Here is a 25011-nt window from a genome sequence, read left to right as displayed (position 1 = left end):
CCTCCTCCAAGGTGAATTCAAGGCGCAGCAAATTTTCGCCAGCACCCAGACCTTTTCCGAAAAGGCCCGCCTCCCATGGTCAAACGCTTCCTCATCGCCATTGTCCTGCTCGGCCTCGTCGGGGGCGGCCTCGTCTGGTTCAACTTCTTCCGCGACAACATGATCGCGCAGATCTTCGCCAACATGCCGCAGCAGCCCGCCACCGTCTCCACGATTGAGGCGCAGCCCGTCACTTGGACCCCGGTGATCGAGGCGATCGGCACGCTGAACGCCGCCCAAGGCGTCGATCTCACCGTCGAATCCGCGGGCGTGGTGAAAGAGATCCTGTTCCAGCCCAACACGCAGGTCGCCGCAGGCGCGCTCCTGATGCGGCTGGATGACGTGGTGCAACGCGCCGATGTCGAGGCCGCGCGCACGCAGGCCGAACTGGAACGCGGCAACCTCGCCCGCGCGCAGGGCCTCACCAATCGCGGCGTGGCCACCTCCGCCTCGCTCGATCAGACGCAGGCCGCCGCACAGGCCGCCGAGGCGCAGCTCGCCCGCGCGCAGGCCGTTCTGGACCAGCGTCAGGTCACCGCCCCCTTCGCGGGCACCATCGGCCTCTCGCGGGTGGAAATCGGCCAGTATGTCGCCCCCGGCACGATCATCGCCACCCTGCAGGACCTCTCGACGATGCGGGTCGATTTCTCGCTGCCCGAACAGGACCTGCCCAAACTCGCCATCGGCCAATCGCTCGAAGTCCGCATCGAAGGCAACGATCAGGCCTTCACCGGGGCCATCACCGGCATCGACCCCCGCGTCGATCCCGCCACCCGCCTCGTGGCGCTGCGCGGGTCGGTCGCCGCGCCGCAGGGCGGGCTGACCCCCGGCCAGTTCGTCCGCATCAGCGTGGCCCTTCCCGCCGAGGAAGGCGTCATCGCCCTGCCGCAGACCGCCCTCTCCACCAGCCTCTACGGCGATTACGTCTATGTGGTCCGCCCGTCGGAAGAGAATGCCGAACAGCTTCAGGTGCAGCAGGTCTTCGTCCAACCCGGCCGCCGCTCGGGCGGCGTTGTGGAAATCGTCTCGGGCGTCGCCCCCGGCGATCAGGTCGTGACCGCGGGCCAGAACCGCCTGTCCAACGGCCAACCCGCCACCGTCGACAACAGCGTGAACCCCGCCGCCGCCGCCACCGGCCCCGCGCTGGGTGCCGCCGCAACCGAAGGGGCCGGCGAATGAGCCCCTCGGATATCTTCATCAAGCGCCCGGTCCTCTCCACCGTTCTGGGCTTCCTCATCCTGCTTCTCGGCCTGCAGGGCTTCTTCAACCTCCAGATCCGCGAATATCCCGAGGTGGAGGAAACGGTCATCACCGTGACCACCGTCTATCCCGGTGCCTCGCCAGACCTGATCCAAGGCTTCATCACCGCCCCCATCGCCGCCGCCGTGGCGACGACCGAGAACGTGGATTACATCACCTCCACCTCGCGCCCCTCCGCCTCCACCGTCACGGTGAACATGCGTCTGGGCGCCAATCCCGACATCGCCCTGACCGAGGTCATGTCCAAGGTCCAGCAGGTCCGTTCCCGCCTCCCCTCCGAGGCCGAGGATCCGACCATCGTCAAGGGCACGGGGATGACCTTCGCCACCATGTATCTGGCGATGCAGAACCCCAACATGACGTCGGAACAGATCACCGAATACATCGAACGCGTGATCCGCCCCCGGATGTCCACCATCCCCGGCGTGGCCGAGATTCAGGTGCTGGGCGGCCAGACCTATGCCATGCGCGTCTGGATCGACCCGATCCGCCTCGCCGGTCGCGGCCTCACCGCGGCCGAGGTGCTGGGCGCGATCAACGCCTCCAACTTCCTCGCCGCCCCCGGCCGCACGCAAGGCGACCTCACCTCCTATTCCATCACGATGGAAACCACCCTGCAAACGCCCGAGGCCTTCGCCGCCCTCCCCATCACGGGCGAAGGGGACGATGTCGTCCGCTTGGGCGACGTGGCCCGCGTCGAACTCGCCGCCGCCTCCACCGACACGATCGTGAACTTCAACGGCGAACCCGGCACCTTCATCGGCGTCTTCCCCACGCCCGGTGCCAACCCGCTCGACATGTCCGCCGCCGTTCTGGCCGAACTGCCGCTGATCCAGTCCAGCCTGCCGCAGGGCATGACGCTCACCCTGATGTATGACGCCACCGAACAGATCAGCGCCTCGATCACCGAGGTCTTCAAGACCATCGCCGAGGCCGTGGCCATCGTCATCCTGATCATCCTGCTCTTCCTCGGCTCCTTCCGCTCGGTCCTGATGCCGGTGGTGACGATCCCGCTCTCGCTGCTGGGCGTGCTGTTCATCCTCTACCTCGCAGGCTATTCCATCAACCTGCTGTCGCTTCTCGCCATGGTCCTCGCCATCGGCCTCGTCGTCGATGACGCCATCGTGGTGGTGGAAAACATCCACCGCCATATCGAAGAGGGCTTCCGCCCGATCCAGGCCGCCTTCATCGGCATGAAGGAAATCTTCGGCCCCGTCGTCGCCATGACGATCACCCTCGCCGCCGTCTTCGCCCCCCTCGCCTTCACCGGCGGGCTCACCGGCGCGCTCTTCCGCGAATTCGCCGTCACGCTGGCAGGCGCGGTCATCATCTCGGGCATCGTGGCCGTCACGATCACCCCGATGATGTCCGCCCGCCTCCTGCAGAAGGGCGGCCATTCCCGCTTCCAGATCGCCGTCGACCGCGGCTTCGACCGCCTCGCGGGCTGGTATGAACGCCGCGTCGCCTCCTCGCTCGACTACCGCCCCGTCACCCTGATGATGGTGATCGTCCTCACCGCCCTCACCGGCTATCTCTTCACCAAGACCTCCACCGAACTCGCCCCCGAGGAAGACAGCGGCGCCCTTTTCTCCTTCGTCAACGCCCCCCCCTACGCCACCTCGGAATACACCCGCACCTATATCGACCAGATGCGCGACCTGACCAAGGACCTGCCCGAACTTTCGGCCAATTTCTCGGTCGTGGGCTTCGGCGGGGCCACCAATTCCGGCATCGCGCTCTGGGCCTTCAAGGACTGGTCGGAACGCGACCGCAGCCAGGCCGAAATCCAGGCCGATCTGCAGGGCCGCCTCGGCGCCATCGCGGGCGTGCAGGCCTTCGTCTTCGCGCCCCCCTCCCTACCCGGCGCGGGCGGCGGCCTGCCCGTCAGCCTCGTGCTGCAATCGACAGGCCCCTCCGACCGCATCTTCGAAGTGGCCGAGGAAGTGCGCGCCGCCGCCATGGCCTCCGGCCGCTTCATCGTGGTGCAGAACTCGCTCTCCTACAATTCCTCGCAGGTCGTCCTGCGCATCGACCGCGACCGCGCCGCCGCCCTCAACCTGCCCGCCCGCGACATCGGCACCACGCTGGGCCTCCTCGTCGGCGGCGGGGCCGTCGCGCAATTCGACCGCGACAGCAACAGCTATGACGTGATCATGCAGGTGCCCGAGGAATACCGGAACAACCCCGAACGTCTGACGGATTTCTACATCCGCTCCACCACAGGCCAGATGGTCCCCCTCTCCGCCGTGGTGACGGTGGATACCAAGGTCGCCCCTTCGGCCATCGAACAGTTCAACCAGTTGAACTCCACCACCCTTTCCGCCCTGCCCATCCCCGGCGTCTCCACCGGCGACGCCCTGCAGGTTCTGGTGGACGAGGCGGAGAAGGCCATGCCCGACGGCTTCTTCATCGACTATTCCGGCCAATCCCGGCTGGAAGTGACCGAGGGCAACACCATCCTCCTCGCCTTCGGTCTGGCCGTGGTGGTGATCTATCTCGTCCTTGCCGCGCAATTCGAAAGCTTCCGCGATCCCTTCATCATCATGATGTCGGTGCCCCTGTCGATCTTCGGGGCCATCGTGCCCCTGAACCTCGGCCTCGGCACGCTGAACATCTACACGCAGGTGGGGCTGATCACCCTGATCGGGCTGATCACCAAACACGGCATCCTTCTGGTGGAATTCGCCAACCAGCTCCGGCGCGAGCGCGGCCTTTCCGCGCGCGAGGGGATCGTCGCCTCCGCCAAGGTCCGCCTGCGCCCGATCCTGATGACCACCGCCGCCATGGCGCTGGGGGTGATCCCGCTGATCATCGCCGATGGCGCGGGGGCGGCCGCGCGCTATTCGGTGGGTCTCGTGATCTTCTCGGGCATCGTCGTGGGGACGATCTTCACCCTCTTCGTCGTGCCCGCCTTCTATACGCTGATCTCGCGCAAGGAGCTTGCGAAACCGGTCGAAGACCCGGTCGCCAGCCACTGATCCCACCCGCAGCAGGGACGAATTTTCTGCGAAAATTCCCCCGCTGCGCGTCCCGCGCAGCACCGCAGGTGCCCGAATTTTCGCAGAAAATTCGCCACCCCCGCCCCAACCGAATTTTCGCAGAAAATTCGCAGGCCCCCGTCACAGCCCCGCGACGATCACCACCGCCACATCCGCAGCCCCTTCCCGCGCCGCCCGCGCGGCACGATACTCCGCGCTGTCATAACAGGCCCGCGCCGCCGCCAGATCGGGAAACTCGATCACCACATGCCGCGCATGTTCGGGCCCTTCCAGAACCTCCGCCTCGCCCCCCCGCGCAAGGAACCGCGCCCCGAACCGCGCAAAGGCCGCAGGCGCCAGCGCCTGATACCCGGCATAGCGTTCCGCATCCGTCACCGTGACATGGGCAATCCAATAGGCCGCCATCATCCCCCCTCCAGCGCCCGCCGTGCCAGCCGCGCCGCCTCGTCCAGATGCGCCTCCACCGCCAGCCGCGCCGCCGCGCCATCCCGCGCCGCAATCGCCGCCGCGATCCGCGCCATCCGCTCCGGCCCCGGCACCTCCCGATCCGCCGCCGCCAGCGTCAGCGCCCGCAACCGGCTGATCCGCCCGTTCAGGCGTTGCACGATCTCCCAAGCGACCTCGTGCCCAGCCGCGCGGAAGATCACCTCGTAGAACCGCGTCGTCGCCGCGAAAAGCCGCGCCTCATCCCCTGCCCGGATATCGGCCAGCGCGGCGGCCAGCGCCGCATCCACGCCCGCATCGGCCACAGCCGCACAGGCCTCCGCCGCGCTGCCCTCCAGTTGCCGCCTGATGTCATAGACCTGCCGCGCCAGCGCCCAATCCATCCGCGCCACCACCGGCCCCCGGTTGGGCAGGCTCTCCACCAACCCCTCCGCCTCCAGTACGCGGATCACCTCGCGCACCACCGACCGGCTCACCCCCAACTGGTCGCAGAGCGTCCGCTCCACCAGCCGCGCCCCGCCAGCAAAACGCCCCGCGATGATCGCCGCCCGCATCCGCTCCAGCGCCATCCCCCGCAGGGTCTGCGGCGGGCGGTCGATGCGCAACTCATCCTGCGAAAGCTGTTCCATCCCCCGACCCTAGCCCCTTTCCATCCCGCCCGGCAACGACTCATTGACATTTCATCTTATGGTATACCAACATACAATCCACCGAAAGCCAGAGGTCCCCGATGCCCGCCCAGATCCGCAAGACGCTGCTCCATGTCGAAACCACGCTGATCGAGGGCGGCCGCAGCGCCCCCCGCCCGCTCAAACTGATCGGCGCGGCGGCGGTGGTGAAGAACCCTTGGGCCGGGATGGGCTTCGTCGAGGACCTGAAACCCGCGATCCATGCCATCGCCCCCGAACTGGGCGCCCTGCTCACCGGCATGATCCTTGATGCCGCAGGCGGCGGGGACATGGTCGAAGGCTATGGCAAGGCCGCGATCGTGGGGCTGGACGGCGAGGTGGAACATGCCTCCGCCCTGATCCACACCCTGCGCTTCGGCAACCATTACCGGCAGGCCGTGGGGGCCAAGACCTATCTCGCCTTCACCAATATCCGCGGCGGGGCCAACACGCCCGTGATGATCCCGCTGATGGACAAGAACGACGAAGGCCGCCGCTCGCATTACCTGACCGTCCACTTCGCCATCCCCGACGCCCCCGCCGCGGATGAGATCGTGGTCGCACTCGGTGCCTCCATCGGTGGCCGCCCGCATCACCGCATCGGCGACCGCTATCAGGATCTGAAGGATCTGGGCCATGATGTCGAAAACCCTGCGGCTGTCTGACGGGCAAACCGCGGGCCTCATCGAGGTGGGCCCGAAGGACCGCGCGGGCGAACCGCTCCTCCTGATCCACGGCGTCGGCCTCAACGCCCGCGCCTGGGCCCCCCAGATCGCCGCGCTGGCCGCCACCCACCGCGTCTTCGCCGTCGACATGCCGGGCCATGGCACGTCCACCCCCCTCCCCCCCGGCGCGACCCTGCCCGATTACGTCTCATGGGCCGCCCGCGTGATCCTCGCCCTCAATGCAGGCGCGGTGAATGTCGCGGGCCATTCCATGGGCGCGCTCATCGCCACGGGCCTTGCCGCCGACTACCCCGAACTCATCCGCCGCGTCGCCGTGCTGAATGCCGTCCACCGCCGCACGCCCGAGGCCCGCGCCGCCGTCACCGCCCGGGCCGAGGCGATGGCCCAAGGCACCTTCGACGCCGAGGCCCCGCTCGACCGCTGGTTCACCCGCGGCCCTGCCGATGCCACCCCCCGCGCGCAGGTCGCCCGCTGGCTGCACGAGGTGGACCCGGCAGGCTATGCCGCCGCCTACCGCGCCTTCGCCACCGGCGACGATGTCTATGCCGACCGCTGGGAGGCCATCACCTGCCCCGCCCTCGTCCTCACCGGCGATGGCGACCCCAACTCCACCCCCGAAATGACCCGCCTCATGGCCGCCACGGCGCCCCGAGGCCGCGCCGTGGTGATCGAGGGCCACCGCCACATGGTCAACCTCACCGCCCCCGACCGCGTGACACAGGCGCTGCGCGACTGGCTGGGAACCCCGCTCATGGCCGAAACCGAAGGATTGCGCGCATGACCTCCGCCCCGGTTGCCGCCCCCGATCCCCGCCGCGCCCTGCGCGATGCCTTCGGCACCTTCATGACCGGCGTCACCGTCGTCACCACCCGCGACGCCGCCGGCAAACCCTTGGGCTTCACCGCGAACAGCTTTTCCTCCGTCTCGCTCGACCCGCCCCTCCTCTTGGTGCAGATCGCCCGCAACTCGGCCAATCACGCGGCCTTCACCACTGCCACGGGCTTTGCCGTCAACATCCTGTCCGAAGGGCAGAAACACATCTCCTCCACCTTCGCCCGCCCCGTCCCCGACCGCTTCGCCGGGATCGACTGGCAGCCCGGCCCGCATGGCGCCCCCCTCCTGCCCGACGTCGCCGCATGGTTCGACTGCACCCCCCACCAGATCGTCGAGGCAGGCGACCACACCATCCTCATCGGCCGGATCGAGGCCTTCAACGCCACCACCGCCCCGGGCCTCGGCTACTATCGCGGCACCTATTTCACCCCCGTCGCGACCCAAGCCACCCTTCCCACCGGCCCCGATATCATCGTCTCCGCCATCCTCGAACGGCAAGGGCAGGTCCTCCTCGTCGACGACGGCTTCGGCGGCCTCACCCTGCCCACCGCCCGCGTCGGCCGCGACGGCACCACCGCCGCCCTCACCGCCCTCATCGCCGCCTCCGGCCTCACCGCCGAACCCGGCCCCCTCTACTCCGTCTACGAAGACGTGGCCCGCGCCCAGCAGCACATCGCCTTCCGCTGCCCCGCCACCACCGGCACCCCCGCGCGCGGCGCCTTCGTCGACCTCGCCCCCGACAGCTTCGCCGAAGTCACCGATCAGGCCCTGCGCACCATGCTGGACCGTCTGGCCGAGGAATCGCGCATGGGCAATTACGGCATCTATTTCGGCAACCAGAACAAAGGCCAGGTCGCGCTGGTCGGAAGGACATCCCGATGAAATTCTCGCTCTTCGTGCATATGGAGCGTGTCAGCCCCACCGATCCCGAAACCCGCCTGTACAAAGAGATGCTGGACCTCTGCCACATCGCCGACGAAGGCGGGATGCACGCGATCTGGACGGGCGAACATCACGGCATGTCCTTCACCATCGCCCCGAACCCCTTCCTCAACCTGATCGACATCGCGCGCCGCACCAAACATGTCCGCCTTGGCACGGGCACCGTCATCGCCCCCTTCTGGCACCCGATCCGGCTGGCGGGCGAGGCCGCGATGACCGACATCATCACCGATGGACGCCTTGACCTCGGCATCGCGCGCGGGGCCTACAGCTTTGAATACGAACGCCTCCTGCCGGGGCTGGACGCATGGAACGCGGGCGGGCGGATGCGCGAACTCATCCCCGCGATCAAGGGGCTCTGGCAGGGCGATTACGCGCTCGACGGGCAATACTGGCAATTCCCCGCCACCACCTCGGCCCCGCAACCCCTGCAACAGCCGCATCCCCCCATCTGGGTGGCGGCGCGCGATCCGAACAGCCATGAATTCGCCGTCTCGCAGGGCTGCAACGTGCAATGCACGCCGCTCCACAACCCCTTCGCGGAAATCGAAAGCCTGATGCAGCGCTTCAACGACGCCTGCGCGAAATTCCCGGCAACGCCGCGCCCCAAGATCATGGTCCTGCAACACGGCTATGTCGCCACCGACCGCGCCGATGCCGATCTTGCCGCCGATGAACTCAACCGCTTCTACAACTATTTCGGCGCATGGTTCCTGAACAAGCGGCCCATAAAGCAGGGCCTCATCGAACCCCTGACCGACGCCGAAATCGCCGCCCACCCCTTCTATTCGCCGCAGGTCATGCGCGACAATCTCCTCATTGGCGACGCATCCGAAGTCATCGACAAACTCCACCGCATCAAGGCGCTCGGCTATGACGAATTCTCGCTCTGGATCGACAGCGGCCAAAGCTTCGAACGCAAGCGCGCCAGCCTCATCCGTTTCATTCAGGACGTGATGCCCGCCTTCGCCTGACCTGCCGCCAAGGGGGACCCGATGGACCGTTTCCAACTCTATATCGACGGCGCCTTCCATGACGGAGCCGCCCGCTTCCCCAGCCTCGACCCCGCCACCGGCACCCCATGGGCCGACATGCCCGAGGCCCGCGCCGCCGAGGTGGATGCCGCCGTTCAGGCCGCCCACCGCGCCTTCACCTCCGGCCCATGGCCGAAGATGACAGCCAGCCAGCGCGGCAAACTCCTCCTGAAACTGGCCGATCTCGTGGCCGAAGCCGCCCCCGATCTCGCCCGCCTCGAAACCCGCGACACAGGGAAAATCATCCGCGAAACCACCGCCCAGATCGCCTATGTCGCGGAATACTACCGCTATTACGCAGGCCTTGCGGACAAGATCGAAGGCGCGCACCTCCCCATCGACAAACCCGACATGGAGGTCTGGACCCGACGCGAACCCGTGGGCGTGGTCGCGGCCATCGTGCCGTGGAACTCGCAACTCTTCCTCTCCGCCGTGAAGCTGGGGCCCGCGCTCGCCGCAGGCTGCACCGTGGTGCTGAAGGCGTCAGAGGACGGCCCCGCCCCCCTCCTGCACTTCGCCCGCCTCATCCATGCCGCAGGCTTCCCCCCCGGCGTGGTGAACATCCTCACGGGCTTCGGCCCCGACTGCGGCCACATCCTCACGACACACCCCAAGGTCGCCCATATCGCCTTCACCGGCGGCCCCGGCACGGCCCGCGCCGTGGTGCGCAACTCCGCCGAAAATCTCGCCTCCACCTCGCTGGAACTGGGCGGCAAATCCCCCTTCATCGTCTTCGACGATGCCGATCTGGACAGCGCCGCCAATGCGCAGGTCTCGGGCATCTTCGCCGCCACCGGCCAATCCTGCGTCGCGGGATCGCGCCTTCTGGTGCAGGCGGGCGTCAAGGACGCCTTCCTTGCCAAGCTCAAGACCAAGGCCGAGGCGATCCGCGTCAATGCTCCCGATGACATGACAACCGAGGTTGGCCCCCTCTGCACCGCCCGCCAGCGCGACCATATCGCGGCCACCATCGCCACCTCCCTCGCGCGCGGCGCAAAGATCGTCACCGGCGGCACCGCCCTCCCCGGCCCCGGCTTCTTCTTCCCGCCCACCATCCTCGATTGCTCCGACGCGCCCGATGCCCCCGCGCTCTCGGACGAATTCTTCGGCCCCGTCCTCGCCGTCACCACCTTCGACACCGAAGAAGAGGCGCTGGAAAAAGCCAATGACACGGCCTATGGCCTCGCCTCCGGGGTATTTACGCGCTCTCTGACCCGCGCGCATCGCATGATCAGGGGCATCCGGGCGGGCGTCGTCTGGGTCAACACCTACCGCGCCGTCTCGCCCATCGCCCCCTTCGGTGGCCACGGCCTTTCCGGCCATGGCCGCGAAGGGGGCCTCGCGGCGGCATTGGACTACACCACCACGAAAACCGTCTGGCTGCGCACCTCCGACGATCCGATCCCCGACCCCTTCATCATGCGTTAGGGGTTGGGCATTTTCTTCACCCTTCCCTAACGAAACCCTGCCTCGCAGTCCGCCGCGTGCTGACAGTTTACGGCACAGAATACGGCACGGGTTTCGGTACACCCGTTTTCGCCCAACCCCCGGTTTTCCCGCAGCAAAAAGGGGGCGCGGCCCAGCGCCCGCGCCCCCTTTCCCCTCATCCGGAAAACCGTCTCAACGCGCCAGAATTTGCCGCATCACCCGGCCCAATTCCGCCTTTGGCGATGCCGCCAGCACCTCCGCCCGCCACGCGACATGGTGATCCGGCCGCACCAGCAGACACCCGCTGTCACGGATCTCGCTCGCCCGCGCCCAGTCACCGCTATGGTCCTCATGCGGCTGCCGTGGCCCGATGACATGGGTCACGATCTCCATCCCCAACTCCTTCCCCACCGCCTCCGCCGCCGCGACCCAAGGCTCGCCGCCAAGGCCCGTCAGCAGGGTAAACCGCCCATGCCCACACAGGTCTAGGGTGGAGATTTCGGCCCCCGTCCCATGCCGGTAAACCCATGCATGCGGCAGCCGCGCCCCGGGCCAAGTCGTTGGCTGGTAATGCAAATCCGCGTCCAGCGCGAAGGCGGGTTCGATCTGCCCGTCGGTCACCACGGCGCCCGAACGATAGCGCTGGTTCATCTCCACGCCATGCGCGTCGAACTCGTATTTCTTGAAGGCGATGGCCTTCCGGATCGCCTCGCGCTGCCGCTCTGCCGCATCCGTCCCCCCGGTCCGCGCCGTCAGGTTCTTCTGCATCTGCACGGGATCGACCCCCTCGCCCATGCCCAGCGCCTCGAAGATCGGTCCGAATTCCGCGATGGACTGGTTCGCCCGCGTCACGATCTGCTTGGCAATCGGCGCCCGCTCGGCATCATAGCTCTCCAAGAGCCGCTCCCCCGCCTGCCCCTTCAGAACAAGGGCCAGTTTCCACGCCAGATTGAACGCATCCTGAATCGAGGTGTTCGACCCCAACCCGTTCGACGGCGGATGCCGATGGATCGCATCCCCCATGCAGAACACCCGCCCATTCGAAGTCCGCGTCGCATAGCGGTTGTTGACCGTCCAGACACTGGCCGACAGCAGCTCGATCTCCAGATCGGGATCGCCCACCAACTGCCGCGCAACCCCGGTGGCGAAGTCCGGCGTCACCTCCGGCTCGGGCCCATTGATGTCATAGCCCCAAACGATAAGCCATTCATTCCAAGGCCTTACCATCCGCACCAGACCCATGCCGATGCCGCCCACATCCGCGCCGGGCTGCATCACCCAGTACAGGACAGACGGCCGATGGGCCACGTATTTGGACAGGTCGGCCCGGAACAGGATGTTCATCGAACCGCCCACGCCCATCTTCCCCTCGAAGGGAAGACCGGCATGTTCCGCCACCAGCGATTTCCCCCCATCCGCCCCGATCAGGTATTTCGACCGGACCGTGAACTCCTTTCCCGTCAGTCTGTCGCGACAGGTCGTGGTCACGCCCTCGGCATCCTGCACGTGGCTGACATATTCCGTCGACATCCGCGCCTGCGTCCCACGCGAACAGGCCGTCTTGAAAAGCAGAGGTTCCATAAAGGTTTGCGGCAAGTCGTTCATCTTGGTCGGAGACGACATCAGATGTTCCGCGCGGCTCAGGGGATGGTTGCCCCACGACTTCATCCGCCCGATTTCCTCTCCCGCAAGGCTTTCGCAGAAGATGTTCTCGCCCATCAGATCCTGATGGGTCGCGAACATATAGGCCTCGTCCTCCACATCCCGGCCCAGGTCGCGCAAAACCTCCATCGCGCGCTGGTTGGTGATATGCGCGCGCGGCGTATTGGCCAGCCAGCGATAGCGGTTGATCGCCATGTTCTGGATGCCATAGGTCGACAAAAGCGCCGCCGCCGCCGAGCCGGATGGGCCCGTCCCGATGATCAGAACCTCGGTGGTGATGTCTGCCATGTCCTTATCCTCCCTCGATATTTCGGTCACACGACGGGTGCGTCGCCGGCCCAAGCGGCCTGCAGCAATCGTCGCAAGGCCCCCTTCTCCACGGGGCGCGGGTTCCAGTAGGGGTTCTGCGTCGCGATCTCGGCGGCCCGGTCCAGATCGGCCTCCGCCATTCCCAGATCACGCAACGCGAGCGGTGCCTTCATCGCCACCGCAAAGCGGTGCAGCGCCGCGCCGGGGGACGGGCCGCCGAACATCTCGGCCACCGGGGCCAGCAGATCGGCCGCAGCCCCCTCGTTATAGGCGATGGCATGGGGCAGGATCACCGCATGGGTCTCGGCGTGGGGCAGGTCGAAACTGCCCCCCAGCGTATGGCAAAGCTTGTGATGCAGCGCCATGCCGACCTGTCCCAACACCGTCCCGCAAAGCCATGCGCCGTAAAGGGTTTCTCCCCTTGCCTGCAGATCGTCGGGATCGTCCAGAACCCGGGGCAGCGCATCGCGAAAGGCCTTCATCCCCTCCAGCGCCATGAGGGTGGAGATGGGCGAACGGTTCTGCGCATAAAGCCCCTCCGCCGCATGGGCCATGGCATTCAGCGCGCTTGTCACCGTCATCCCAACAGGCAGGCTGCGGACCAGTTCGGCATCGTAGAGGATCACCTCGGGCTGCACCTTGGGTGTGGTGATGGTCGTCTTGCGCCCGCCTTCCGTCTGACCAAGGATACCCGTGGCCTCCGACCCGGCATAGGTCGTGGGCACGACGATCTGCGGCAGGTCGGTGCGCAGGGCGATGGCCTTGGCAAGGCCCGTGGTCGACCCGCCGCCCACGGCGACAACGCAATCGGCTTGCAATTCCAATGCCTTGGCCGTCGCCTCCTCGCTGACCGCAACCGGCGTGTGCATGGCGGCCCCGGAAAAGACCCCCACCGCGCGGGCGCCCAGCCTTTCGGCGAATTCCGCACCCGTCACCGCCTGCTGCGGCGTGGTCAGGATCAAGGCCCGCCCCAGACCCAGCCGCTCCATCTCCTCGCCGACGGCATGGCGGACCCCGGCCCCAAAGCGCACGCGCATGGCCGCGCTGGTGGCGGCGAATTCTTCCTGAAACACCGACATGCGGCCCCTTCCCCTCTTGCAGGTGAAGACTAGCCAGAACGCATCAGGATATTGATCGCATCACGCCGGTATAATATTGCTTTTCGTTATGAAATTGGACAGCGAACATCTCGAAATCCTTGCCATGATCGTCGAGAAGGGCGGCCTGACCGAAGGGGCAGAAGCGCTTGGCAAATCGCAGCCCTCGGTGTCGCGCACCATGGCGCTGCTGGAAGATCGCATCGGGGCCCCGCTCTTCGAACCCGGCAAGCGGCCGCTGCGGCCCACCGAACTGGGCGAGAACCTTGCAAGGATCGGCGCCCGCATCCATGCCATGAACGGCGAGGCCAGCCGTCTGGTGCAGAACTACCGCAAGGGCCATGCCGGACGGCTGAGGATCGCGGGAACGCCAATCTTCATGGATGGGGTTGTCTCCACCTTCATCGCCGATTTCCAGACCCGGCAACCCGAGGTGCAGATCGCCCAGAGCTATGGCTATCTGGACCAGTTGACCACGAACCTGCGCAACGGCGCACTCGACATGGCCATCGTGCCGCTGCATCCCAGCATGGCCCCCTCCGACATGACCTTCATCCCGCTTCTGCCGGGGAGGAACGTCATTGCCTGCCGGGCGGGGCATCCCCTGATGCGGCGGGGGGCCATCACGCTGGCCGATATAGAACCCTATCCATGGATCGCCCCGCCGCCCGACAGCCCGCTCTATCGCGACCTGCAGAGGGCCTTGAAATCCATCGGAAAAGAGGACTTCCGCGTCAGCTTCTCGGGTGGCACGCTCGCCTCCATCATCAGTGTTCTGGCGCGGTCGGATTCGCTCACGGTGCTGCCCTACTCCGTCGTTTTCCTGTCACGCCGCACGGCGGGGCTGGAGGCACTGAGCCTGAAGATCGAACATCCCGACAGGCAGCTGGGGATGCTGACCTATGATGACGCCAGCCCTCCGCCCGCGCTGCGGCCCTTTGCCCTGTTCCTTCAGGACGAGTTCCGGCAGTTGGAGGCCCGCATCCAGCACGAGGGACAGGTCACCCGCCGCCGGGGCTGATCAGACGCGTTCAAGTGCCACGGCGATGCCCTGCCCCACCCCGATGCACATGGTGGAAAGCGACCGCCGCCCGCCCGTCAGATCCAGTTCCAGCGCCGCCGTCCCAGTGATGCGCGCCCCCGACATGCCAAGCGGATGGCCAAGCGCGATGGCCCCGCCATTGCGGTTCACGCGCGGGTCGTCATCGGCGATGCCCAGAAGGCGCAGCGTGGCGATGCCTTGCGCGGCGAAGGCCTCGTTCAACTCGATCACGTCGAAATCGGCCTGCGACAGGCCCAGACGCGCCATCAGTTTCTGGCTGGCAGGTGCCGGGCCGATGCCCATGACACGCGGCGGCACGCCCGCCGTGGCCCCGCCAAGGACGCGGGCGATGGGCCGCAGCCCATGCCGCTTCATGCCCGCCTCCGACGCGAGGATCAGCGCCGCCGCCCCGTCATTCACGCCCGATGCATTGCCTGCCGTGACCGATCCGTTTGGAAAGAGAGGCCGCAGTTTCGCCAGCGCCTCCATCGTCGTGGCGCGGGGATGTTCGTCCTGCGCCATGATGACAGGATCGCCCTTCCGTTGCGGGATCGAGACGGGGACAATCTCGCGCGCCAGCCGCCCGTTCGCCTGTGCCGCTGCCGCCTTGGCCTGCGAGGCCAGAGCCATGGCATCCTGCGCCTCGCGCGTGATGCTATGTTCATCGGCCACGTTCTGCCCGGTCTGCGGCATGGAATCCGTTCCATAGGCCGCCTGCATCGCAGGGTTCACGAAGCGCCAGCCGATGGTGGTGTCGTAGATCTCGGCATGGCGGGAAAAGGCGCTTTCGGCCTTGGGCATGACAAAGGGCGCGCGGGACATGCTCTCTAACCCTCCTGCGATCATCAGATCGGCCTCGCCCGCCGCTATGGTGCGGGCGGCGGTCAGCACCGCATCCATGCCGGACCCGCACAGACGGTTGATCGTCGTCCCCGTGACACCCACAGGCAGCCCCGCCAGCAGCGCCGACATGCGGGCGACGTTGCGGTTGTCCTCGCCCGCCTGATTGGCGCAGCCGAAGATCACATCGTCGACAGCCTCCCAATCCACCCCGCCATTGCGCGCCATCAGCGCGCGCAGCGGCATCGCGCCAAGGTCGTCGGCACGGACGGAGGAGAGAGCGCCACCGAAGCGGCCGATGGGAGTGCGGATATAGTCGCAAATGTAGACGGGCGTCATGTCAAAGCTCCGGCACGATCAGATCGGCCACGGATGCGGGCAGGTGCAACTCTGCCCCGGTGAGGGATTGCAGCTCGGCCACCGAAAGCGATGGAAGCTTTTCGCGCAGGACGAAATGCCCGGCTTCGATATCGATCACGGCAAGGCTGGAATAGACCCGCGTCACGCAGCCCACGCCCGTCAATGGCAGGGTGCAGCGCTGCACCAGCTTGGGCCTGCCCTCCTTGGTGACATGGTCGGTGATCACCGCCACGCGCTTGGCCCCATGGACAAGGTCCATGGCCCCGCCCACCGCAGGCACGCCCTTGGGCCCGGTCGACCAGTTCGCCAGATCGCCGGTCTCGGCCACCTCATAGGCGCCAAGGATCGCCACATCCAGATGCCCGCCCCGTACCATGGCGAAGCTGTCGGCATGGTGGAAGAAGGCCGTTCCCGGCTTGATCGTCACCGCCTTCTTGCCCGCGTTGATCAGGTCCCAATCCTCCTGCCCCGGCGCTGGGGCCTCGCCAAAGCCGAGGATGCCATTCTCGGTATGGAAGATCGCCTGCCTCCCGGGCGGCTGGAACCTTGCCACCATCTCGGGAAAACCGATGCCGAGGTTCACATAGGCCCCATCGGCTATGTCCTGCGCCGCGCGCCATGCGATCTGGGTGGGGGTCAGTTTCGCGGTCATTCCGCAACCTCCGGATAGCGTGCATTGGCGCGGTTCAGCGCCTCTTCCTGCGCGGGGTCCGGCACCTCGACCAGACCCTGCACGAAGATGCCGGGGGTGACGACCGCTTCGGGGTCGATCCCTCCGGGCTCCACGATCCGGCTGACCTGCACTATGGTGCGGGCCGCCGCCATGCACATCAGCGGGTTGAAGTTCCGCGCAGCCATCCGGTAGGTCAGGTTCCCCAGCCGGTCACCGACATGCGCCTTCACCAGCGCGACATCGGCCTTCAACCAGCGTTCCTGCACATAGGGCCGACCTTCGAACACCTCGACCGGCTTGCCCCTGGCAAGGTCGGTGCCATAGCTGGTTGGGGTGTAGAAGGCCGGTATCCCTGCCCCGCCTGCCCGAATGCGTTCCGCCAGCGTGCCCTGCGGCACCAGTTCAAGCTCGATCTTTCCCGCCAGATACATTTCAGTGAACACCACGGGATCGGCAGATCGCGGGAATGAGCAGATCAGTTTCCGCACCATTCCAACCTCGATCAGCGCGGCAAGGCCGACATGGCCATTGCCCGCATTGTTGTTCACCACCGTCAGGTCGCGCGGGTGGCCGGTGGCCATGAAACGGTCGATCAGCGCGTGGATCAGTTCGATGGGCGCACCAGAGCCGCCGAAGCCGCCGATCATCACCGTCATGCCGTCCTCGATCGCGGCCACCGCCGAGGCAAGGTCGGGAAGCGTCTTGTCCATTCAGTCCTCCTCTGCCCGTCGCGCCGGGGGGCGGCGCAGCGGGCATCATTTCATCGCGACATAGGTTTCGGGATCCAGCGCCGTGACACGGATGGCGACACGGGTTCCGCTGGCCTCTTCAAGGATCTCGCGCATCTGGCGTCCTACCGAAAGTATGCGCTCGCGCGTGCGTTCGGGGCGGGGCAGGATCGCCATCTCGACATTGACGCGCGGCAGGTCCGGCATCGCGGCCACGGGCATCAGCGCGAATTGGCATGCCGGAACATCGACCGCGAATTCCCTGCACAGCAGATCGCGCAAGGGCGCAAGGGTCGCGACCAGACGGTCGCGCTTCTGCGGGTAGATCGTGTCATCGACATAGATCTTCACATTCGGCATGGCCCCGCCCTCATGCAGGGGTCAGGACGAAATCGAAAGGCGACCGCCAGAGGGTTTCTGCCCCCTCCAGCCGCTCGAACGGCGCGATGAGCGTCTTCTTCACGCCGAAGACCGCGTCGCTGTCCAGATAGGTGTCATCACCCACGAAGGTATGCGTCACCAGACGCTGGAAGCCCGGTGCGGTGACGAGGAAATGCATATGCGCGGGCCGATAGGGGTGACGGCCGAGTTTGGCCAGCATCTTCCCCACCGGGCCGTCATCGGGGATCGGATAGGAGGTCGGCTTGATGCCCCGGAAGGCATAGGCCCCGTCCTTGCCCGTGAAGAACCTCCCCCGATTGTTCCATTTCGGCTGGATGCCCGGTTGCTGAACGTCATAGAAGCCATCGGCATTGTCCGACCAGACATCGACGCAGGCACCTTCCACGGGATTGCCGTGGAGGTCGATCACCTTGCCCTCGAAGAGGCAGGGCTCTCCCTTTCCGTCCAGCGAGATATTCTCGCCCATCGTCCGGATCGGGGCATCCTCCACATGGAAGGGACCGAAGACCGTATTCTCGGTCGCCCCTTCCGGACGGCGGTTGTTGATCGCATCGACCAGCATGGAAAATCCCAGCACATCCGACAGGAGGATGAATTCCTGCCGCTCTCCCGAACAGATCTGGCCCGTCCGCGTCAGGAAATCGATGCCGATCTCCCATTCCGCCTGAGTCAGGTGGCATTCCTTGGCGAAGGCATGCAGGTGCTTTACGAGGCAGGCCATCACCTCGGCCAGACGCGGATCGCTGTCCTTGCCCATGCGGGCATTGACCGTTTCGACCGAACGTTCCTCTGTGAAATAGTGCATCATGATATTTGTCCTTGCAGGCGGCCTCAGGCGGGGCGGCGGGATGTGGGTGTGGTGGCAGCGCGGGGCGGTCGGTGGCGCAGGGGCAGCAGTTCGATCCCCGTCCGGTCGGTGAACAGGCCCCAGAGGCCGCGGCGCGCGAAGATCATCACGGCGATGCCGATCAGGCCGAGCACGATAAGATAGACGGTGCCGTAATCCGCCAGTAGGCGTTGCAGGGCGTAGAACACAATAACGCCGACGATGGGGCCGGGCAGCGTGCCGATGCCGCCGATGACGGTGATGAAGATTACGAAGGCCGTCCAGTCGATGACCGAGAAAGCGGCATCAGGCGTGACGCGGGTGATCTGGATGAAGGCGATGGCACCGCAAAGGCCCGTGCCGAAGGCGGTCAGCAGGAACACCGCCGCCTTGAGCCGCACCGGATCGACGCCGACGGAGCGGGCCGCATTCTCGTTGTCGCGGATGGCCTGAAGGCCAAGCCCCATGCGCGACCGCAGGAAAACATAGCTTGCCACCAGCATCGCCACGGCAAGCGACAGCATCAGCCAATAGGTCAGCGCATCCGCCGCCGCAGCGCTGGAGACGTCAAGCAGTTCCTTGATCTGCTCCACGCCCAGCATGTCACGCGCAGTGCCCTTGGGAAGCGAGGTTCCCGTGCCGCCACCCAGCGCCTTCCACTGGCTGATGGCCAGCCGGGCGATATCGGCCACGACCCATGTCCCGATTGCGAAATAGGCCCCGTTCAGGCGGAAGGCGAAGAAGGCCATGGGAATGGCGAAAACCGCCGCGGCAACCCCGCCGATCAAGACACCGACCAGCGGGTCGAGCCCTACCAGTATTATCGCCGCGAACATCGCATAGGCCCCGATGCCCACGAATGCCTGCTGGCCTACGGAGACAAGGCCCGCAAACCCGGCCAGCATGTTCCAGTTCATGGCAAGGACCAGAAGGGTCAGGATGCCGAAAAGGTCTTGCACGATGGCGCGGGGGGCGATGGCGGGCAACGCATAAAGGACGGCAAGCACCAAGAAGGCTGCGGCGAGACCGGAATTGCGGGAAAGCGTCATCTTTGCACCTCAGTCATTCGCGCGGGGAAACAGGCCGCGCGGACGCAGCAGCAGGACGATGACGAAGGCGATATGCCCCGAAAGGATCTGCCATTCCGGATTGATCGACGCCCCCACGGCCTGCGCCACGCCGATGACGATGCCCCCCGCCAGCGTGCCCCACAGGCTGCCAAGGCCGCCGATGATCACCGCCTCGAAGGCATAAAGCAGCCGCGCCGGTCCGATGGAGGGATCGAAATTTGCCCGCGTGCCAAGGTAGAGCGCCGCAATCGTCGCCACCACGAGGGCAAGCCCCGTTGCCATGGCAAAGACGCGTTGCGGGCGGATGCCCATCAGTTGCGCGGTAACCGCGTCATCCGAGGTGGCGCGGAAGGCGCGACCAAGTGCCGTGCGGTAGAAGATCTGGTTCAGCACGAAGATCACCGCCACTGCCGAAGCGAAGGTGAGGACCGGCATGACACCCAGCGTCACCGGGCCGATATGCATAGCCTGCGCCTCTATCGGACCCGCCGTCAGTTTCTGGCTGTCGGCGGTGAACCCTTCCAGCAGCGCGTTCTGGATCACAACCGAAAGACCGAAGGTCACCAGAAGCGGCGGCAGGATATCGGTGCCAAGAACACGGTTCAGCAGATGGGTCTGCAGCAACCAGCCCAGCGCGAACATGACCGGTGCGGCAAGGAAGACGGCGACAAAGGGATGCAGCCCCGTCGCACTGGTGATGGTCAGGATCAGGTAGGCGCCGAGGATGATCAGGTCACCATGCGCCAGATTGACCAACCGCATGATCCCGAAGACAAGGCTCAGCCCCGCCGCGAAGAGCGCGTAAAGCCCACCCAGAAGCAGACCCTGCGCAAGGGTATCGACAAGGATCATGCGTGGCTCACTCCGAAATAGGCGTCATGTATCGCCTCTCGCGACAGGTCGGCGGGGCGGCCTGACAGGGTGATGCGCCCCTCCATCATGCAATGGACGTGATCGGCCACGCGCAGCGCCTGCCCGATGTCCTGTTCCACCACGATGATCGAGGTGCCGCTTTCCTTGATCTGAGGGAAGGCCGCGTAGATCTCCTTGATGACAACCGGGGCAAGACCAAGGGAAAGCTCGTCACAAAGCAGGACCCGCGGGTTCGACATCAGGGCACGACCGATGGCCACCATCTGCTGCTGCCCTCCCGAAAGGGCCGTCCCCGGACTGCGGGCGCGTTCCTTCAGGATGGGGAAAAGCCTTTGCACCTTCTCCAGCGTCCAATAGCCGTTCCCGCTGCGGGCATGCGCGCCGATCAGCAGGTTCTCCTCGACCGTCAGCGACGGAAACAGCCTGCGCCCCTCGGGCACCATCGCGATGCCGCGCATCAGGATGTCGGGGGCTGCGGCGCGCGTCACATCCTCACCCGCCAGCAGCACGGAACCGGCGGTCACCTTGGCAACGCCCGTGATCGCCCGCATCAGCGTGGTCTTGCCTGCGCCATTCGCCCCGATGATGGCGACGGTGCGCCCCTCTTCCAGCGTCAGGTCAACGCCGAAGAGGGCCTGAAAATCGCCGTAATGGGCCGTCAGGCCCGCAATCTGCAGCAGGGCGGTCATGCCTCGATCCCCAGATAGATTTCCTTCACCTCGGGCGAAGCCATGACCGCATCGGGCGCGCCGATCATCAGCATGCGCCCGAAGTTCAGGACCATAAGCCGTTCCACCACCGAATTCAGGGCGTGCAGGACATGTTCGATCCAGATGATCGCCGTGCCCTCGGCATGGATCGCGCGGATCGTGGCGACGAGTTCGACACATTCCGCCTCGGTAAGTCCGCCCGCGATTTCGTCCAGAAGGATCACGCGGGGCTTCGTTGCCATGGCACGGGCCAGTTCAAGGCGCTTTCGCTGCAAAAGGGGCAATCCGCCCGCAGGGCTTTCCGCTACGGTGCCAAGCCCCGTCCGGTCCAGGATCGCCATGCAGTGATCTGGGGCCTCGGCGGCGGAAACACCGCCGCCGAAACGCGCGGCGACAAGGAGGTTCTCGTAGACGGACAGGTTCCCGAAGGGCTGCGGGATCTGGAAGGACCGCCCGATCCCGGACATCACGCGCTGCATCGGCGCCTCACTCGTGACGTCGCGACCGTCCAGCAGGATGCGCCCCTGATCCGGCGCGATGTTCCCGGTTATGAGGTTGAACAGCGTCGACTTGCCCGCCCCATTCGGCCCGATGATGCCAAGCGCCTCGTCCGGTTCCAGATCGAAGCTGACCTCGTCAGTAACCTTGAGCGCACCGAAGGATTTCGACACCGAGCGAAGCGACAGGATGGGCATGAGATGGGACTCCCGAGGGAGGCCCCGGCGCGCGCACACCGGGGCCGGTTGGCCTTACGACAGGGTTTCCAGCGTGCCACCAAGCGGGATTTCCGGGGCACCCGCATTCTCGACGATCACCAGATCGAAGCTGCCATCCTCCTTGCGCCGCCACTGGCCACCGACCAGCGGCGTCTTGGAGATGTTCTTGCGCGCGAATTCCGGCACGTTGTCGCGGCCCCACTGGACCTTTCCCACCACGGTATCGAGGTTCGTGGATGCAATCGCCTCGGCCAAAGCGTCGCCATCGGTCGGATCATCGGTACGGGCGATGGCATCGGCCGCGACTTCGAACAGCGCATGCACGAAGCCAACGGGCATTGTCCATTGCCGCTGCGCCGCAGCCTCGAAGGCCGCGGCCATCTCGGCCGCGCTTTCTCCGGTGATCGAGGATTTGAACGGGTGGCTCGGCGACCACCAGACCTCTGCCGTCAGGTTGTGACCCAGTTCGCCAAGCGCCGCGACGCTTTCGGGGAACAGAAGCGCCTTCGCGACCGACACAAGTTTTGGGTTGAACCCTTGCTGCTTGGCCTGCGTCCAGAAGGTGGTGAAGTCGGGCGGGATCGGGATGCCCGTCATGATCTCGCACCCGGCCTGCTTGAAGGCGTTGATCTGGGCGCTGAAATCGTCGGTCAGGTTCTGGTACCGCCCCGGATCGGTCAGTTCATACCCCGCGGCGGCCAGCGCGGGCGGCATCCCCACATCGGGCGAGGCCCAGGCGTTGCCGTCCCCGTCATTCGGCCACAGCGCGCCCACCTTCTTGTTCGTCGACGCCATGCCCCACATGTTCATGAAGGTGGCGATGTTATCCTCCAGCCCCCAGAAGAAGTGATAGACATAATCGAATTCCTGCCAGCTTCCCGGATCGCCGGGGTTGCCCTGCTGACCGATGAACCACGGCTGCCAGGGTGCGACAGTGGAGATGACGGGGATCTCTTCCTGTTCGGCGATGGAACAGACCGGGTTAGTCGTTTCTGGCGTCGAAGCCACGAGGATCAGGTTCACTTCGTCGCGGCTGATCAGCTCCTTCGCCACCTCCGCTGCCCGGTTCGGGTTGGACTGGCTGTCCTTCACCACCACCTCGACATCGAGGCCAAGCCCGGGCGCGGCAGCGAGGAATTTCTCCACCATGAAGCTGTCAGCGGCGGAAAAGGCCGAAAGCGGGCCGGTCTGCGGGCTGACATAGCCGATCTTCAGTTTCTTTGCCTGCGCGTAAGCGGGCAAGGCCAGCCCCGATGCCGAGGCCGCCGCCAAGGCAGCGCCGGATTTGAGCAGTCTGCGACGGGTGATCATTTTCTTCCTCCCTGTGATTTCATCGTCCAGTAGGGGCCGGATGCCATGCCCGGCTCCCCGCCATGCGACCCGGCCCTCCTGCCGGGTCACACCAGTTCCGATTGCGCCATGCTACGATGCCGAAAAGGCAGTTTTGATCGCATGAGATCCGAGCAATATGCCTTTGGGTTATGTAACTTGCAGGGCATCACAAAGCGCCAGCCGGATGCGCGACGCCCGGACTGCCCTACTCCGCCGCCAGCGGCGCAGGCTGCGAAAGGTGGAGTTCCCAGATGATCCTTGCGAAACGGGCCTGCAAGATCTCCGGTGTCGCCGCGGCGAGGGCCACATAGAAATCCGGTCGGATCAGCACGAACTCCGCCGCGATCCGATCAAGCCAGCGCCCGATGGTCCCTTCGACATCACGCACCTGCCCGGCACCATTCCCCAGACGAACGGCGATCCCGCCAATCTGTGCGAACTGGTCCCGCTGTTCGGGCGTCAGGCTGGAGATCGGGTCCTGTGCGCGCCCAAGCAGGACCCAGCCTTGCCCGACGACCTGATCGAAGCGCCCACGCCTGCCCGCGATCTCAACGATCCCCTGAACCGAAAGCTCACCCGCGTGTGGGCTTTCAACGCACCATGCCCCCCGTCCCAGTTGACAGATGTCTGACGGCACCGGGGCGCCCCTACGCGCCGCAAGGTCGGCGATCATGCGGGCATCCCGGTCCCGGGCAACCGCCTCATCCGCGATGCAGATGATCTGGCCGAGTTCCTGGCTGAAGTTGATGTAATGCTTGGCATGTTCGATGCGCTCGGTCGTGTAGCTGTCCAGCACGCCAAGCCCAAAGGTCCCGTCCAGGATGCCGTTCAGCCGCCAGGCCATAGCCACCGCGTCGCGGATGCCTGCGCACATCCCCTCGCCCGCGAAGGGCGGCATGAGATGGGCGGCATCGCCCCCGATCAGACAGCGGCCTTTGTTCCACTGCTTGGCCCAGCGGGCCTGAAAGCGGTAGACGGCGCTGCGTTCAAATTCGGAATTCTCGGGCGTGAGGCCCCAAGGGGCCAGCAGCTCCCAAGCGCGCTCCGGCTTTTGCATCTCATGCGCAGACTCGCCGGGAAGGACCATGAACTCCCACCGCCGCCGCGCGGGGCCTCCGGGAACGGGACCGGGGCCACCGGGCACGATGGTCGTGGGGCGGGCCGGATCGCAGAGTTGCCATTGCGCCGGTTCGTCCCCGCGGCTTGCAACGTAGTCAAAGCCCGGAATCATGTCGAGGATCAGCCAGTCGAAGAAGTAACCCTTGTCTTCGTTCTCGATCCCCAATGCCTCACGGACGAAGCTGTTGGCACCGTCGGTTCCCGCAAGGAACCGGCTGCGCAGGGTGCGCGCCTCGCCATTCGGGCCTGCTTCTTCGGGGTTTCGCTGCAAGGATAGGGTCACGCCCGTATCATCCTGCGCAAGCCCGATGCCCTGCCATCCCCGCATCAGCGTGATTCCGGGGATAGTCGCGGCAATGTCCAGCAGCCGTTTTTCCATCATGGGCTGATTGAACCAGTAACGAACCCGCCAGCCGCTTGCGGACTGACTTTGCCAATCGACGATCTGCAGGTTTTGCCGATCCTTGTTCTTCCAGTAGTAAAGTTCGTCATGGAAGCTGATCGCGGGATCGTTTTCGGAATCGATCCCAAGCGTCGCAAGGATGCGGGCGATCTCATGATCATATGTGACGGCGCGCGGCAGGGCGTAATGCGTCGTCCAGCGTTCGATTAGGGTCACCTTCCGGCCCTGCCGCCCCAGCAGGATGGCCAATAGCGTCCCCACCGGCCCCGCGCCGATGATCGCCACATCGGCATCGTACTTCTCGCCTTCCACATGACAGGCCATTGCCGCCTCCTCCCCTGTCGCGACAGCACGACGGCCCGGTTCGGCCATCGCGTTCCTGCTCCTTCAGCAGGATGATTTCGATGCTTGATCAAAAATGAACGTTCGTCAATTTTGATTTTTGATCACCTACGAGATTCATTCACACCATTGATCCACAAGCGTTTTCGTCGATGCACGCACCACCGACCGCC

General features: G+C 65.7%; 23 protein-coding genes. 8 read left to right on the top strand and 15 right to left on the bottom strand.

Annotation, left to right across the window (positions count from 1 at the left end):
- Window positions 1–75 precede the first annotated feature (75 nt).
- A complete protein-coding gene (locus TabM4_RS06800) occupies window positions 76–1218 on the top strand; it encodes an efflux RND transporter periplasmic adaptor subunit (protein WP_434620266.1) in 1143 nt (380 codons plus the stop codon).
- Window positions 1215–4277 carry an efflux RND transporter permease subunit gene (locus tag TabM4_RS06795; RefSeq protein ID WP_434620263.1) on the top strand — a complete coding sequence of 1021 codons (3063 nt, stop codon included), beginning with the start codon at window positions 1215–1217 and terminating at the stop codon, window positions 4275–4277. The genes TabM4_RS06800 and TabM4_RS06795 overlap by 4 nt, the downstream gene beginning before the upstream one ends.
- A 141-nt stretch (window positions 4278–4418) precedes the next feature.
- Here TabM4_RS06795 and TabM4_RS06790 read toward each other — a convergent pair whose 3' ends face one another.
- Entirely contained in the window at window positions 4419–4706 is a 288-nt protein-coding gene (locus TabM4_RS06790) for a DUF1330 domain-containing protein (RefSeq protein WP_434620260.1), read from the bottom strand.
- Window positions 4703–5371 (bottom strand): GntR family transcriptional regulator, encoded by a 669-nt coding sequence (locus tag TabM4_RS06785; protein WP_434620257.1) that lies wholly within the window; start codon window positions 5369–5371, stop codon window positions 4703–4705. Before TabM4_RS06785 ends, TabM4_RS06790 begins: the two co-directional genes overlap by 4 nt.
- Before the next feature lie 101 nt (window positions 5372–5472).
- On the opposite strand from TabM4_RS06785, the gene TabM4_RS06780 reads away from it, so the two are divergent.
- The 5 genes from TabM4_RS06780 to TabM4_RS06760 are packed head-to-tail and all read left to right on the top strand — an operon-like array spanning window position 5473 to window position 10334.
- Window positions 5473–6075, top strand: coding sequence for an amino acid synthesis family protein (locus TabM4_RS06780; RefSeq protein WP_434620254.1), 603 nt, complete (start codon window positions 5473–5475; stop codon window positions 6073–6075).
- Window positions 6047–6877 carry an alpha/beta fold hydrolase gene (locus tag TabM4_RS06775; RefSeq protein ID WP_434620251.1) on the top strand — a complete coding sequence of 277 codons (831 nt, stop codon included), beginning with the start codon at window positions 6047–6049 and terminating at the stop codon, window positions 6875–6877. The genes TabM4_RS06780 and TabM4_RS06775 overlap by 29 nt, the downstream gene beginning before the upstream one ends.
- Window positions 6874–7812 carry a flavin reductase family protein gene (locus tag TabM4_RS06770; protein ID WP_434620248.1) on the top strand — a complete coding sequence of 313 codons (939 nt, stop codon included), beginning with the start codon at window positions 6874–6876 and terminating at the stop codon, window positions 7810–7812. Before TabM4_RS06775 ends, TabM4_RS06770 begins: the two co-directional genes overlap by 4 nt.
- On the top strand, window positions 7809–8846 hold the full coding sequence (locus TabM4_RS06765; RefSeq protein ID WP_434620246.1) for an LLM class flavin-dependent oxidoreductase: 1038 nt from the start codon (window positions 7809–7811) through the stop codon (window positions 8844–8846). Before TabM4_RS06770 ends, TabM4_RS06765 begins: the two co-directional genes overlap by 4 nt.
- 21 nt (window positions 8847–8867) lie before the next feature.
- Window positions 8868–10334, top strand: coding sequence for an aldehyde dehydrogenase (locus tag TabM4_RS06760; protein ID WP_434620243.1), 1467 nt, complete (start codon window positions 8868–8870; stop codon window positions 10332–10334).
- 192 nt (window positions 10335–10526) lie between these two features.
- On the opposite strand, the gene TabM4_RS06755 is transcribed toward TabM4_RS06760, so the two are convergent.
- Both TabM4_RS06755 and TabM4_RS06750 read right to left on the bottom strand, forming a co-directional pair.
- Entirely contained in the window at window positions 10527–12284 is a 1758-nt protein-coding gene (locus TabM4_RS06755) for an FAD-dependent oxidoreductase (RefSeq protein ID WP_434620240.1), read from the bottom strand.
- Between the two features lie 26 nt (window positions 12285–12310).
- Window positions 12311–13384, bottom strand: coding sequence for a maleylacetate reductase (locus TabM4_RS06750; protein WP_434620237.1), 1074 nt, complete (start codon window positions 13382–13384; stop codon window positions 12311–12313).
- An 88-nt stretch (window positions 13385–13472) separates the two neighbouring features.
- On the opposite strand from TabM4_RS06750, the gene TabM4_RS06745 reads away from it, so the two are divergent.
- Window positions 13473–14423 carry a LysR family transcriptional regulator gene (locus TabM4_RS06745; protein WP_434620233.1) on the top strand — a complete coding sequence of 317 codons (951 nt, stop codon included), beginning with the start codon at window positions 13473–13475 and terminating at the stop codon, window positions 14421–14423.
- Here the strand turns inward: TabM4_RS06745 and pcaF are convergent, their stop codons facing one another.
- The 11 genes from pcaF to TabM4_RS06690 form a co-directional block, all read right to left on the bottom strand.
- Window positions 14424–15623 (bottom strand): 3-oxoadipyl-CoA thiolase, encoded by a 1200-nt coding sequence (pcaF, locus tag TabM4_RS06740; RefSeq protein ID WP_434620230.1) that lies wholly within the window; start codon window positions 15621–15623, stop codon window positions 14424–14426.
- A gap of 1 nt (window position 15624) precedes the next feature.
- Complete coding sequence (locus tag TabM4_RS06735) at window positions 15625–16296, bottom strand: 3-oxoacid CoA-transferase subunit B (RefSeq protein ID WP_434620228.1); 672 nt, start codon at window positions 16294–16296, stop codon at window positions 15625–15627.
- Complete coding sequence (locus tag TabM4_RS06730) at window positions 16293–17027, bottom strand: 3-oxoacid CoA-transferase subunit A (RefSeq protein ID WP_434620225.1); 735 nt, start codon at window positions 17025–17027, stop codon at window positions 16293–16295. The genes TabM4_RS06735 and TabM4_RS06730 overlap by 4 nt, the downstream gene beginning before the upstream one ends.
- Window positions 17028–17072: 45 nt before the next feature.
- The gene (locus tag TabM4_RS06725; RefSeq protein WP_434620222.1) at window positions 17073–17405 is read right to left on the bottom strand and encodes a hypothetical protein; all 333 of its coding nucleotides are present in this window, start codon (window positions 17403–17405) and stop codon (window positions 17073–17075) included.
- 10 nt (window positions 17406–17415) lie between these two features.
- Window positions 17416–18255, bottom strand: a complete 840-nt coding sequence (locus TabM4_RS06720; protein WP_434620219.1) for an intradiol ring-cleavage dioxygenase — start codon at window positions 18253–18255, stop codon at window positions 17416–17418.
- A 23-nt stretch (window positions 18256–18278) separates the two neighbouring features.
- Complete coding sequence (locus tag TabM4_RS06715; protein ID WP_434620216.1) at window positions 18279–19322, bottom strand: branched-chain amino acid ABC transporter permease; 1044 nt, start codon at window positions 19320–19322, stop codon at window positions 18279–18281.
- A 9-nt stretch (window positions 19323–19331) separates the two neighbouring features.
- Window positions 19332–20195, bottom strand: a complete 864-nt coding sequence (locus tag TabM4_RS06710; protein WP_434620213.1) for a branched-chain amino acid ABC transporter permease — start codon at window positions 20193–20195, stop codon at window positions 19332–19334.
- Entirely contained in the window at window positions 20192–20905 is a 714-nt protein-coding gene (locus TabM4_RS06705; protein ID WP_434620210.1) for an ABC transporter ATP-binding protein, read from the bottom strand. The genes TabM4_RS06710 and TabM4_RS06705 overlap by 4 nt, the downstream gene beginning before the upstream one ends.
- Window positions 20902–21621, bottom strand: coding sequence for an ABC transporter ATP-binding protein (locus TabM4_RS06700; RefSeq protein WP_434620207.1), 720 nt, complete (start codon window positions 21619–21621; stop codon window positions 20902–20904). Before TabM4_RS06700 ends, TabM4_RS06705 begins: the two co-directional genes overlap by 4 nt.
- A gap of 54 nt (window positions 21622–21675) precedes the next feature.
- The gene (locus TabM4_RS06695) at window positions 21676–22953 is read right to left on the bottom strand and encodes an ABC transporter substrate-binding protein (protein ID WP_434620204.1); all 1278 of its coding nucleotides are present in this window, start codon (window positions 22951–22953) and stop codon (window positions 21676–21678) included.
- A 226-nt stretch (window positions 22954–23179) separates the two neighbouring features.
- The gene (locus TabM4_RS06690) at window positions 23180–24868 is read right to left on the bottom strand and encodes a bifunctional 3-(3-hydroxy-phenyl)propionate/3-hydroxycinnamic acid hydroxylase (protein ID WP_434620201.1); all 1689 of its coding nucleotides are present in this window, start codon (window positions 24866–24868) and stop codon (window positions 23180–23182) included.
- Window positions 24869–25011 lie beyond the last annotated feature (143 nt).

This window comes from Tabrizicola sp. M-4, from assembly GCF_051132405.1.
Taxonomy (GTDB): Bacteria; Pseudomonadota; Alphaproteobacteria; order Rhodobacterales; family Rhodobacteraceae; genus Paragemmobacter.
This window is presented reverse-complemented; position numbering and strand designations above follow the sequence as displayed.